Source organism: Heyndrickxia vini, assembly GCF_016772275.1.
GTDB lineage: Bacteria > Bacillota > Bacilli > Bacillales > Bacillaceae_C > Heyndrickxia > Heyndrickxia vini.
In genome coordinates, this window is the sequence record NZ_CP065425.1 from 1113630 (window position 1) to 1125799 (window position 12170).

The 12170-nt window shown below is 38.4% G+C and carries 14 protein-coding genes; 13 read left to right on the forward strand and 1 reads right to left on the reverse strand.

Annotation, left to right across the window (positions count from 1 at the left end; all coding sequences use genetic code 11):
* Positions 1-15: 15 nt before the first annotated feature.
* Positions 16-336, reverse strand: coding sequence for a carboxymuconolactone decarboxylase family protein (locus I5776_RS05460; protein ID WP_202779333.1), 321 nt, complete (start codon positions 334-336; stop codon positions 16-18).
* Positions 337-644: 308 nt separating this feature from the next.
* Here I5776_RS05460 and I5776_RS05465 point away from each other — a divergent pair, with 308 nt between their 5' ends.
* The 13 genes from I5776_RS05465 to I5776_RS05525 all read left to right on the forward strand — a co-directional run bounded on the left by I5776_RS05465 (position 645) and on the right by I5776_RS05525 (position 12156).
* Entirely contained in the window at positions 645-1199 is a 555-nt protein-coding gene (locus I5776_RS05465; protein WP_202779334.1) for an MFS transporter, read from the forward strand.
* Positions 1200-1209: 10 nt separating this feature from the next.
* The gene (locus I5776_RS05470) at positions 1210-1839 is read left to right on the forward strand and encodes an MFS transporter (protein ID WP_202779335.1); all 630 of its coding nucleotides are present in this window, start codon (positions 1210-1212) and stop codon (positions 1837-1839) included.
* 143 nt (positions 1840-1982) lie between these two features.
* Positions 1983-2627, forward strand: a complete 645-nt coding sequence (locus I5776_RS05475) for an SDR family oxidoreductase (RefSeq protein ID WP_202779336.1) — start codon at positions 1983-1985, stop codon at positions 2625-2627.
* A 69-nt stretch (positions 2628-2696) separates the two neighbouring features.
* Complete coding sequence (locus tag I5776_RS05480; protein ID WP_202779337.1) at positions 2697-3554, forward strand: aldo/keto reductase; 858 nt, start codon at positions 2697-2699, stop codon at positions 3552-3554.
* Positions 3555-3943: 389 nt separating this feature from the next.
* Complete coding sequence (locus I5776_RS05485) at positions 3944-4210, forward strand: hypothetical protein (RefSeq protein ID WP_202779338.1); 267 nt, start codon at positions 3944-3946, stop codon at positions 4208-4210.
* Between the two features lie 97 nt (positions 4211-4307).
* Positions 4308-4886, forward strand: a complete 579-nt coding sequence (locus tag I5776_RS05490) for a YitT family protein (RefSeq protein ID WP_202779339.1) — start codon at positions 4308-4310, stop codon at positions 4884-4886.
* A gap of 123 nt (positions 4887-5009) precedes the next feature.
* Positions 5010-5414: a MerR family transcriptional regulator gene (locus tag I5776_RS05495; protein WP_202779340.1), complete on the forward strand. Its 405-nt coding sequence runs from the start codon at positions 5010-5012 to the stop codon at positions 5412-5414.
* A gap of 86 nt (positions 5415-5500) precedes the next feature.
* A complete protein-coding gene (locus I5776_RS05500; RefSeq protein ID WP_202780698.1) occupies positions 5501-6697 on the forward strand; it encodes a macrolide family glycosyltransferase in 1197 nt (398 codons plus the stop codon).
* A gap of 44 nt (positions 6698-6741) precedes the next feature.
* Positions 6742-7605 carry an alpha/beta hydrolase gene (locus tag I5776_RS05505; protein ID WP_246483931.1) on the forward strand — a complete coding sequence of 288 codons (864 nt, stop codon included), beginning with the start codon at positions 6742-6744 and terminating at the stop codon, positions 7603-7605.
* A 126-nt stretch (positions 7606-7731) separates the two neighbouring features.
* Entirely contained in the window at positions 7732-8751 is a 1020-nt protein-coding gene (locus I5776_RS05510) for a DUF3231 family protein (RefSeq protein ID WP_202779341.1), read from the forward strand.
* A 133-nt stretch (positions 8752-8884) separates the two neighbouring features.
* On the forward strand, positions 8885-9193 hold the full coding sequence (locus I5776_RS05515) for a metal-sensitive transcriptional regulator (RefSeq protein ID WP_181294331.1): 309 nt from the start codon (positions 8885-8887) through the stop codon (positions 9191-9193).
* Between the two features lie 16 nt (positions 9194-9209).
* Positions 9210-9416, forward strand: coding sequence for a copper chaperone CopZ (copZ, locus tag I5776_RS05520; protein ID WP_202779342.1), 207 nt, complete (start codon positions 9210-9212; stop codon positions 9414-9416).
* Positions 9417-9729: 313 nt separating this feature from the next.
* Complete coding sequence (locus I5776_RS05525; RefSeq protein ID WP_202779343.1) at positions 9730-12156, forward strand: heavy metal translocating P-type ATPase; 2427 nt, start codon at positions 9730-9732, stop codon at positions 12154-12156.
* The last annotated feature ends 14 nt before the right edge of the window (positions 12157-12170 follow it).

Consider the following 12170-nt stretch of genomic DNA (forward strand, 5'->3'; position numbering starts at 1 on the left):
AATCCCCACTTTCTTTTAATCAGTATAAATTTCTTTTGCGATATTAAAGGCTGACCATGCTTTAGGCCATCCTACATAGAACGAAAGATGAGTTATGATTTCAGCAATTTCATCTTTTGTTACCCCATTTGCCTTTGCTTTTTGAAGATGTGGAGTTAGTTGTTCAAAGTTTCCTCCTGCGATTAACGCGGAGACGGTAATCATACTGCGATCCCGAGGTGATAGTTCTTTCTCTCTTGACCAAACTTCACCGAATAAAACATCATCGTTAAGTTCAGCAAACTTTGGCGCGAATTTTCCTAATATGTCTCGTCCCGCTGTTTGTTTTTCCGCCATCTAATATATTCCCTCCCCAAAAAATTTTATTTACATGATGAAGTATAGACTTTAAAGTGCACTTTAATGCAAGCATGAAAAATAACTTCAGAGCTGCATATTGACTTAAAGTTAACTTCAAGTGATAAATTGGTTACATAAATAATAGCGAGGTGAAGTAAATGAAGATTACACAAGTAGTGCAAATGTTTAATCGAAGAACCTTAATGCTTAAATATTATGAACGAGTATGGGTGATTCACCCAGTCAACGGAAAAGAAAATTGCCATCAATAAAGCGACGGTAATTGAAAGGAGATGAATTTTTTTATGCGTAAGGACAAATTAATGACTACTTCTTTGCTTTCGGTTGCATTATTAATATCTTCCGGGCCGTTAATAGCCGCAAACATTCCGGCAATCTCGAAAGAATTTCCAAAAATAAATCCAACCCATATAGGACTTTTAACAACCATTCCATCACTGTTTGTCATTCTAGGTATTTTAATTGCGAACCGATTGGAATTAATAATTGGAAAGAAAAGAACAATATTAGTTGGGTTAGGATTTGTTTTTATTGCGGGGATATTTCCGGTGCTAAAGCATGATGTCTTCTCATTATTGTTTCTTTCACGATGTTTCTTCGGATTGGGAATCGGTTTATTCAATCGCTTAATTATTCAAATGATTAGTGATTTGTATCAGGATAATCCTAGAAGAAAAGCTACTGTCATTGGATTGGAAAGTGCCTTTGAAGGATTGGGCGGCATCTGTTTGACATTTTTTAGTAGGACAATTATTGAAAATCAACTGGCAAACTTCTTTTCTTATTTATGCTTTAGCGCTCCCAATTTTTCTTGGATTCTTTTTCTTTGTCCCGAATGAAAAGAAGCGAATGAAAAAGAGGAAAGTAAAGGAATCAAAAAGTCGAAACGATGGGGTATCCTATCGGCAAATTATTGGGTATGGTATTTTACTTTTCGTAATTGTAACGATTTTTATAAATTACAATATTCAAGTTACCCCGCTAATTTTAGAAAAACGTATTGGTAATGCAACGATTGGCAGCAATAATCTTGCTTTCATTGGTTTAGGGGCGTTTATTGCCGGTTTTGCATTTGGCAGGATCTTTCAGCTTCTGAAGGACTATATCATGCCAGCCGCTCTTTTATTACTCGCAATTTCAATGTATGTTACGACGATTTCAGAAAATATAATGCTTACGACAATTTGTTCCCTTTTCATCGGTTTTTCTTTTCGTTGTATCATGCCGTTTTTGTTTCATACTTTTACACAGCAAAATGAAAAAACAGCAAAACTTGGAACAACCATGGTGTTGGTTGCTTATAACATAGGTGCTACCCTTTCTCCTTATGAAGGGTCAGTGTTTTCAAAGCTTTTACACGTTCACACTGTTCAATCCTTATTTCTTGTAAGTTCAATTATCATTTTATTGGTGGCTATTATTTGTTTGGGTATTGCTTTTGTAAAGGGAAATATGAATAAGGCCGTGAAAAGTATTTAAAAATTTTCTTCTTTGATTTGACTTAGAGTCAACTTTAAGTTGTATGCTTTTTACAAGAGATAAGTGAATTATCGATGGAAACAAAATCAGCAAATAATTTAATTAAAGTTCTCTGAAAAATTAAGAAGAAAGGAAGATTAATCATGAACGTACTTATTATAGGAGCAAACGGTCAAATTGGCCAACATGTCGTGAGAAAAATACAAGAATCAAGTGGGCACAATGCCATCGCTATGGTTCGAAAGGAAGAGCAAAAAGCGAAATTTGAGGAACAAGGAGTTAAAACAGCACTTGTTGATTTGGAGGGAAGCATTGAGACAATAGCCAATGCGGCAAAAGAAGCTGATGCGGTTGTATTTACAGCTGGTTCAGGCGGTCATACGGGTGCTGATAAAACGGTGATGATTGATTTAGACGGGGCAATCAAGTCAATGGAAGCGGCCAAACAAGCTGGGGTGAAGCGTTTCATCATTGTTAGTGCAATTGGCGTTCATCATCGTGACAGATGGATGAATAGTGCACCGTATTATAGTGCGGCAAAGCATTACGCAGATGTTTGGTTAGAGAAAAGTGGTCTCGATTATACGATTATCCGTCCAGGGGGGCTGACCAATGAACCTGGAACTGGGAAGGTAAAAGTGGCTGTTGACCTTGGATACGGGAAAATTCCTCGTGAAGATGTTGCTGCAGCAATTGTTGCTTCACTGGAGAATAGTCAAACAATTGGTAAATCCTTTGATATGATTGGTGGAGAAACGTTGATTGAAGATGCACTAAAAACATTATAAGAGCTTACGATAATGAAATTATTCCTGAAAATAAATGAAAAATTACTACAATGCAAAGGAGACAACAACATGTTTAACGAAACTTACAAATTATCAAATGGTGTAGAAATTCCAAAATTAGGTCTTGGTACTTGGTTGCTTGACGATGCACAGACAGCACAAGCAGTGCGTGATGCGGTAGCTATTGGTTATCGTCATATTGATACTGCTCAGGCTTATATGAATGAAGCTGGTGTAGGTAAGGGAATCCGTTCCTGCGGCGTTGGAAGAGAGGAACTTTTCATCACGTCAAAGGTTGCTGCCGAATTAAAGACCTATGATGCTGCCATGCAGTCTATTGATGAGTCGTTAACAAAACTAGGACTGGATTACCTCGACCTTATGATTATCCACAGCCCACAGCCTTGGGATGAGTTCCGTGGGGAGAATTGCCATTTCGAGGAAAACAAAGAAGTATGGAAAGCAATGGAGGATGCTTATAAGACAGGCAAGGTAAAGGCAATCGGTCTTTCCAACTTCCTTCAGGATGATGTAGAGAATATTCTTGCAAGCTGTGAAATCAAGCCTATGGTCAATCAGATATTGGCACATGTGAGCAATACTCCTTTGGAGCTCATTGAATTCTGTCGGAAGAATGACATCTTGGTAGAGGCATATTCACCCATTGCACATGGTGCAGTTTTGGATAATGCGGAAGTTAAGGTAATAGCTGATAAGTATGGAGTAACTGTTGCTCAGCTTTGCTTACGTTATGATATCCAGCTTGGTCTTGTAGTCATTCCTAAGACGGCAAACCCGGATCACATGAGAAACAATGCAGATCTTGATTTTGTTATTAGTGATGCAGATATGGAAACCTTAAAGAATATAGAGCACATCCAGAATTATGGTGAGCATAGCTTCTTCCCGGTATTTGGCGGGAAATAAAATAAACAGTCATGAATCAATAGAATAAACATCCGATGTTGAAACATTACCATCACTGCAGGTACGCTGGAATGGTTAGATCCTGTCGATGATGAAACGTAAAATAATGAACGCATCGAATCAATTGATTCGATGCGTTTATTCCATTTAGAAGAGAAGCGGTCCGAAGGGGAAGGAAAGCGTGAGGCCATGGTACCGGAAAGGAGAGAAGCGGTCCGAAGGGGAAGGAAAGCGTGAGGCCATGGTACCGGAAAGGAGAGAAGCGGTCCGAAGAGAAAGGAAAGCGTATGGCTATGGGTCCGGAAAGGAGAGAAGCGGTCCGAAGGGGAAGAAAAGCGTGAGGCTATGGGTCCGGAAAGGAGAGAAGCGGTCCGAAGGGGAAGGAAAGCGTGAGGCCATGGTACCGGAAAGGAGAGAAGCGGTCCGAAGGGGAAGAAAAGCGTATGGCCATGGTACCGGAAAGAAGGAAAGCGTATGGCTATGGGTCCGGAAAGGAGAGAAGCGGTCCGAAGGAGAAGGAAAGCGTGAGGCTATGGGTCCGGAAAGGAGAGAAGCGGTCCGAAGGGGAAGGAAAGCGTATGGCCATGGTACCGGAAAGAGAAAAGCAGTCCGAATTTGAACATCTCGCCAGTATGAATGTACTACCAGATTTTTAACCTAAAAAGATAAAAGGTCCCTAGATAGAAACGATACTTTGTTTAGAATGTTTTTCGGACAGTCCCCATATGCATAGATTAAATAGGGGGGATTAACATGTTTGCTAGAATTGCTGCAATGATAATAGGGAGTGGTCTTATTGGAATTGGGGTGAATGGCTTCTTGGTTCCACATCATTTACTAGATGGAGGAATTATCGGTCTTGCCCTTATATTGCATTATTATTTTGACTTTCAAACGGGGTTATGGTCAGCGTTGTTAAGTATTCCATTAATCCTTTATGCATGGGTGAAGGATCGGGGTCAATTTCACGGCAGTATATACGGAATGATAGTGACAGCTGTTTTTCTGGATTTGCTAGCTCCTTATCAATTTCCTCTGCCCATATGGCTAAGTGCTATTTTGGGTGGAGCGGTTTGTGGAATTGGTGTGGGTTTAATGCTCCGTTACAAAACAAGTACTGGGGGAACAGACTTGATTGCTTATTTCATAGCCAAAGCAACTCCTTTGAGTATAGGGCTAATTATTGCTATATTGGATGGAATCATCGTTTTAATCGGGTTTCAAACGTTGGGACTTTGGAGCGTCGTGTTTTCAATCATCACCATTTTGTCTGCGGGGCTCCTAGCGAATCTCTGTTATGAACCCCCAAATAGCGGGTCTGTCCCCAACTAATTGTTATTTGCCTATTCAAAGCAGTAACAATAAATGTAAAAAATGTAACCATGGTTGCGGTTCGTGCATTTCTTAATATATAAAATTATAATAGAAACAAATACATAAAACGAGGTGGGGATCATGACTTATTCAATTGGCGAATTTGCAAAAATGATCGGTGTAAGTACAAGCACACTTAGGTACTATGAAAAGGAAGGGTTACTTACTCCTCGTCGAGATGAAAATAATATACGAGAATTTACTGATGATGATATTGGGTGGGTTCAGTTTTTGCTCCATTTAAAAAATTCGGGAATGTCGATGGCAGAGCTAAAGCAATATACGAAATGGCGTGCAATGGGAGACGAAACGACACCGGAAAGGTTGGATTTACTTGAAAAGCGTAAGCATCTCGTAGAGGAAGAGATCCAAGCGCTGCAAAAAAATCTGCATGTTCTGAACCAAAAGATTGAATTCTATAAAGATAGACTAGAAGGGAATATATATGAATTTGTTCTGTACCCTGGTGGAGAAGCGAAGTCATAAAACAAGCGAGTGAGGCTGATAGAAAACTTTTTCTTTATGGCTATGTTGTAAACTATTAATTTTTGATTAAGAATGGAGTGACAGAAGTGGCACGAGCCTTATTTATTAATGCTGGATCAGAAGGGCATATCAATCCAACGATTGGTGTTGTAAAGGAGCTTATTTCGCGTGGAGAAGAAGTAGTGTATTTTACAATTGAAGATTTTCGAGAGCGTATTGAAAAGACGGGAGCAACTGTCCGAACAATAGACGGTCAAAAATTTATAAAAGCATTTATCTCGGGTGGCAGAAATAATTTACTCGAAAGAATTAATGGACTTTTACATACGGCAGATATCGTCATTCCAAGCGTACTTGAACAGATTGAAGGAGAAAATTTTGATTATCTAATCCACGATTCCATGTTTGGTTGTGGACGTATCCTTGCTCAAATCCTTAAACTGCCGGCAATCAATTCGTGTACTACTTTTGCTCAGACTAAGGAAAGGTTCGATAACATGTTCGAACAGCTTTCAGAAAATATCCCTGCAGAAACAATTGATGAATTTCAAAGACTGACGGGAATGGTGAAGGAAAAGTATGGTGTAGAGATCCATTCCCCTTACGAAGTTTTATGTAATCCAGCATCGCTTACACTAGTTTATACAATTAGAGAATTCCAACCTTCTGGAGAAGACTTTGACCAAACTTATAAATTTGTAGGTCCATCTATTTCTTCACGATTAAATGAAGAAACTTTTGACTTTACTGCAATCAAGGGAAAAAATCCAATCTATATTTCACTGGGTACGGTCGTAAATCAGGCTATTGATTTCTATAAGCTTTGTTTTAGGGCATTTGAGAACACCGAACATACAGTTGTTATGTCTATTGGAAATAAAGTTCAACTAACTGATTTGGGAGAGATTCCAAATAACTTCATTGTGAAAAATTATGTACCGCAAACTGAAGTATTGAAACACACTAAATTATTTATCACACATGGTGGAATGAACAGTGTCCATGAAGGCCTTTATTACGGAGTTCCGCTCATTGTCCTCCCACAAAGCGCAGATCAACCGATCATTGCCGAGCAAGTGGCCAAAATGGGTGCTGGCATAAAGTTACAAATGCAAGAATTGACAGCAAATCAACTATGTCATGCCGTAAATCACGTATTAAACCAACCGACCTTCCATAAAAATGTTGCAAATGTGAGGGATTCCTTTCAAGCATCGGATGGTTATCATCAAGCGGTTGATGCCATTTTCAAATTTAAAAGTCAAAATGAAATCTTAAAATAATAATTACCGTAACAACTGTGGTTTCAGGCAAGGAAGGAGATAAGATGAAAATAGGGAATAAACAACTGCAACCAAAACTTTTATTATCGATTGTTATTTTCCTTATCGTCGTTATTGGAATAACATTTTATTTCTTTCAGCATGTTAGTGGACAAGAGGTTAAAGAATCGAATCTTAAATATGGCAATAACCGAATGCAAACATTAGATCTCTTCACACCTAAAGTTCGGAACGGAGAGAAAATACCGGTCATCATTTATGCTCATGGTGGCGGATGGGGCGGTGGTGATAAATCAAATGTTTCGGCAAAACCTGATTTTTTTACCAAAAAAGGATATTCATTTATATCAATTAACTATCGCCTTTTTCCAAAAGCTACCTATGAGGAAATGGCAAATGATATTACCAATGCGATAAAATGGGTGTATGACAAAGCCAACCATTATCAATTTGATCGGACGAAAATAAATCTGATGGGCCATTCTGCTGGTGGTCATTTAATCATGCTAGTCGCTTCAAATCCAACCTATTTGAATAAGGTAGGTCTTTCACCCGAAATAATCAATTCTGTCGTGAACATAGAAGGTCCGCTTGATTTAACAGATTTTATCAATAGATTTGGACGCTACAAAAAGGTGTTCGGAAACGACCAAGAAGTATGGAAAAAAGCCTCACCTATTTCTTATGCTGCAAATAAAAATCTGCCACCAATGTTTTTGATAGACCACGGAAATCATTCTATTGAAAGATTTATGGATACAACAACAAAAGCTGACAACACGGTCGCAAATTTTAAAGCCCGATCTCTTTCCCATAGCGAATTAACTCAGCTTCTCGGAACAACCAAAACCGAGGAAGCAACCAACATGACTAATGCAGTGTTCGAATTCTTAAAGAGGTTAAATTAAATTAAGGTGTTGTTTACTATTTGACAACATCTCTTTTTTATTTGTTGCAAGCTTTTCATCCTTTTACATAAATACAAAGATTTTGTGAAAAATAACAAAAAAGGTCGAGGTCATGGGAGGTGTATCATGGTAAAGGAATTTCACGTGAGGCTTACATCAACAGAAATTACAGCTCTTTGGGGATCATATATTAATGACAGTGCCTTAGTGTGTAACATAGAATATTTTTTATCTAAAGTCGAGGATGAAGAAATTAAAGCAATAATTAAATATGCTTTAAGGATTGCTCAAGGTAATGTTAATACTATAACTGAAATTTTTAATAAAGAAAAATATCCTATACCCTATGGATTTAAGCTTAAGGAGGATGTTAATTTATCAGCTCCTCGATTGTACTCTGATACTTATGCTTTGTACTACCTCCATCAAGCATCTCAAATTGCTCTACAAGGCTACAGTATTAATTTAGCATTATCCGTTCGAGCGGATGTTTATAGCTATTTCAATGAGTGCATTTCACAATTGACTAAGTTTCTTAGAGAGGTAAAGGAGCTGTTATTATCCAAAGGTCTTTATATAAGGGCGCCATATTTACCAATTCCCGAGGATATTGATTTCGTAAAAAAGCAAAGTTTCCTTAAAGGGTTTTTCGGTGAAAAAAGACCTTTAACTGGTACAGAAATTACAAATCTTTTTGCTAATTTTGAAAGAAATGCTTTTGGAGCAGCGACCTTACTTGGATTTAGTCAGGTTGCTAAATCAAAAGAGGTTTCCAGTTTTTTGTTCAGAGGAGTGGAGATTGCTAAAAAGCATTGTGATATTTTTGAATCTATACTTAATAAAGATAACCTTCCTGCTCCTATGACATGGAATATTGAAGTTACAGACTCAACCAGTTATACTTTTTCGGACAAACTAATGATGTTTTATACAACTGCACTTATCGCACTGAGTATAGGTTTTTATGGAACAAGTATGGCAATGAGTCCAAGGAAGGATTTGGCTCTGCAATATGTAAGGCTATCCGCTGAAATTGCCAAGTATGCCGAAGACGGTGCAAAAATTATGATTAATAATGGATTCCTTGAACAACCTCCAATGGCTGTTGACAGAGAGGAATTAGCCTTGCAAAAAACGAAGAAGTAAGCAATATAGCCCTGAATTAATGGGGCTTTTTTCCTTTGATTAAAAATATAAAAAAGGTTTTCTAAATCCCTTTACATACATTAGGGGGGTATTGTATATTGTAGATGTGGAGGTGATAGGGGTGGAAGAAAACATGAATCATGATTGTAATCTTTCTGAAGGAAGAAAGAGCCATCATTCCGATAAAGTGAAGAAAAACTTGGTTACTCGTTTAAATCGAATTGAAGGTCAAATTCGTGGAATAAAAGGATTAATCGAAAAGGACACGTATTGTGACGATGTTATTACCCAAATCGCGGCTACACAGTCAGCTTTAAACAGTGTGGCAAAAATCCTTCTAGAAGGTCATCTTAAAACGTGTGTATTGGAACGAGTTAATGAGGGTGATACAGAGGTACTAGACGAAGTACTTTTAACAATAGGAAAATTAATGAAAAAATAAATAGGAGTGATTATAAATGGAAAAAACTACTTTAAAGGTGAACGGAATGTCGTGTAATCATTGTGTAAATTCTATTGAAGGAAGCGTCGGCAAATTACAAGGTGTTAAATCAGTAAAAGTTCATTTGGATGCTGGAAAAGTTGACGTAGAATTCAATCCATCCGATGTATCCTTAAATGAAATTAAGGAAACAATTGATGATCAAGGGTATGATGTTGAATAGAATGACTCTTTTCTAAAATTTGTTGTTCTACACACTTAACAAGAGTGAAAACGCAGAGTGGATTGGAGCGGAAGGAGCTTGACTCCGGCGGGATATAGAGGAAAGGTCGAGACCCCACAGGCGCGAAAAGCGCCGAGGAGGCTCGACTTCCTCCCCGCGGAAAGCAAACTCCTGCAGCGGAAAGGAACGGTCCATTTTATGAACAACAAACTTAACGAAAACAGCTAATAGAAAAAAGGAAAACGTGCCTAATAAAGCACGTTATCTTTTTCAATGAAATATACCCCCCACCAGTATAAAAGAGGTGTTAAATATGAGTAATGAAATCAAAGAAACGGATTATCAAATTATAGGGATGACCTGTGCGGCATGTGCCACAAGAATTGAAAAAGGGCTCAAAAAAATGGATGGCGTAAAAGAAGCCAATGTTAATTTAGCGCTGGAAAAGTCAACAATAAAATATGATCCTGAAGTGGTTTCTGACCAAGATTTCCAAAAGAAAATTCAAGGTTTAGGCTATGATGTTGTAAAGGAAAAAACAGAATTTGATATTACGGGAATGACCTGTGCAGCTTGCGCAAATAGAATTGAAAAAAGATTAAACAAATTAGATGGAGTAGAACAAGCCGCCGTTAATTTTGCATTAGAAACCGCTCTTGTGGAATACAATCCAGAACATATCTCCGTCCCTGAAATGAAAGAGGCGATAAAAAAGCTAGGATATAGCCTTGAGCAAAAGAAGGAAAATGCAGGAGAACAAGTGGACCATCGCCAAAAAGAAATTGAAAAACAACAAGGGAAATTTATTTTCTCACTTATCTTGTCCTTGCCATTATTGTGGGCGATGGTTAGTCACTTTGAATTTACGTCTTTCATTTGGCTACCAGATATGTTTATGAATCCTTGGGTACAGCTTGCCCTTGCAACACCTGTGCAATTTGTCGTTGGAAAACAGTTTTATGTAGGAGCTTTTAAAGCGTTAAGAAATAAGAGCGCAAATATGGATGTCCTTGTTGCACTTGGCACATCGGCTGCTTATTTCTATAGTTTGTATTTAAGTATTAGCTCAATTGGCTCCGGAGCTCATACGGTAGAACTCTATTATGAAACAAGCGCTGTCCTTATTACTTTAATTCTCTTAGGAAAACTGTTCGAAGCAAAAGCAAAAGGACGTTCTTCTGAAGCAATTAAGAAGTTAATGGGACTGCAGGCAAAAAATGCGACTGTCGTGCGTGATGGTGAAGAGTTAATTATTCCGATTGATGAGGTTTTACAAGGGGATATAGTATATGTTAAGCCTGGTGAAAAGATCCCAGTAGATGGTGAAATTGTAGAAGGCCAGTCGGCACTTGATGAGTCGATGTTGACGGGTGAAAGTATTCCGATTGATAAAACGGTTGGCGATACAGTTATTGGTTCTACGATTAATAAAAATGGTTTCCTAAAAATTAAAGCAACAAAAGTCGGTAAAGATACAGCATTAGCACAAATTATTAAAGTAGTTGAGGAAGCACAAGGATCGAAAGCCCCGATTCAACGATTAGCTGATGTGATATCAGGGATATTTGTACCTATTGTAGTTGGGATCGCGGTTATTACTTTCTTAATATGGTATTTCTTCGTAAGTCCCGGAGAATTTGCGGAAGCCCTTGAAAAATTTATCGCGGTATTGGTTATCGCATGTCCTTGCGCACTCGGTTTGGCGACACCCACTTCGATAATGGCTGGATCGGGTCGTGCCGCGGAATTTGGAATTTTATTTAAAGGTGGAGAACATCTTGAAACAACCCATCGCATCGATACAATTATTCTTGATAAGACAGGAACAGTGACAAACGGAAAACCGTCTTTAACAGATGTTATTTTATCAGAAGGTATGGAGGAAAAGGAATTTCTAAAGCTGGTTGGTACGGCTGAAAGAAACTCGGAACATCCACTTGCTGAGGCGATTGTTGAAGGGATAAAAGAAAAAGGAATCAGTCTACAAGGTTCAGAAACATTCGAAGCCATTCCGGGTTACGGCATTCAATCAACTGTAAATGGCAAACAACTATTCATCGGAACACGCAGACTTATGGCGAAACAAAACATTACTGTACATGAAGAAGAATTAGCAAAAATGGAGAACTTGGAAAAGCAAGGGAAAACAGCTATGTTAGTTGCCATTGATGGACATTTTGCGGGAATCGTGGCAGTTGCAGATACGATTAAAGAAACATCAAAAGAAGCCATTTCTCGTTTGCGCAGTATGGGATTAGATGTTGTGATGATTACTGGAGATAATACGCAAACGGCACAAGCCATTGCGGATCAAGTGGGAATAAAGAAAGTCATTGCTGAAGTTTTACCAGAAGGCAAGGCAAAAGAAGTCGAAAAGCTTCAGAAATCCGGTAAAAAAGTAGCGATGGTCGGGGATGGAATTAATGATGCTCCGGCACTAGCAATAGCTGATATTGGGATGGCAATTGGTACAGGTACCGATGTGGCGATGGAAGCTGCTGATATTACTCTCATTCGTGGTGATTTAACGAGTATTGCGGATGCAATATTCATGAGTAAGAAGACGATTACTAATATTAAGCAAAATCTTTTCTGGGCGCTTGCTTATAACTGTATAGGAATCCCTATTGCAGCGGTAGGTTTCTTAGCACCGTGGTTAGCGGGTGCAGCAATGGCATTTAGCTCCGTATCGGTTGTTCTTAACGCACTAAGACTGCAGAGGGTTAAGTTAAAAGCGTAAATGTAGAAAGGAGC

Excerpts from the sequence above, each read along its gene's own strand:
- I5776_RS05515 (WP_181294331.1), top strand. The coding sequence starts at position 8,885 with ATGAATCATGATTGTAATCTTTCTGAAGGAAGAAAGAGCCATCATTCC.
- I5776_RS05505 (WP_246483931.1), top strand. The coding sequence starts at position 6,742 with ATGAAAATAGGGAATAAACAACTGCAACCAAAACTTTTATTATCGATT.
- I5776_RS05490 (WP_202779339.1), top strand. The coding sequence starts at position 4,308 with ATGTTTGCTAGAATTGCTGCAATGATAATAGGGAGTGGTCTTATTGGA.
- I5776_RS05525 (WP_202779343.1), top strand. The coding sequence starts at position 9,730 with ATGAGTAATGAAATCAAAGAAACGGATTATCAAATTATAGGGATGACC.
- I5776_RS05480 (WP_202779337.1), top strand. The coding sequence starts at position 2,697 with ATGTTTAACGAAACTTACAAATTATCAAATGGTGTAGAAATTCCAAAA.
- I5776_RS05510 (WP_202779341.1), top strand. The coding sequence starts at position 7,732 with ATGGTAAAGGAATTTCACGTGAGGCTTACATCAACAGAAATTACAGCT.
- I5776_RS05475 (WP_202779336.1), top strand. The coding sequence starts at position 1,983 with ATGAACGTACTTATTATAGGAGCAAACGGTCAAATTGGCCAACATGTC.
- I5776_RS05460 (WP_202779333.1), bottom strand. The coding sequence starts at position 336 with ATGGCGGAAAAACAAACAGCGGGACGAGACATATTAGGAAAATTCGCG.
- I5776_RS05465 (WP_202779334.1), top strand. The coding sequence starts at position 645 with ATGCGTAAGGACAAATTAATGACTACTTCTTTGCTTTCGGTTGCATTA.
- I5776_RS05470 (WP_202779335.1), top strand. The coding sequence starts at position 1,210 with ATGAAAAAGAGGAAAGTAAAGGAATCAAAAAGTCGAAACGATGGGGTA.
- I5776_RS05495 (WP_202779340.1), top strand. The coding sequence starts at position 5,010 with ATGACTTATTCAATTGGCGAATTTGCAAAAATGATCGGTGTAAGTACA.
- copZ (WP_202779342.1), top strand. The coding sequence starts at position 9,210 with ATGGAAAAAACTACTTTAAAGGTGAACGGAATGTCGTGTAATCATTGT.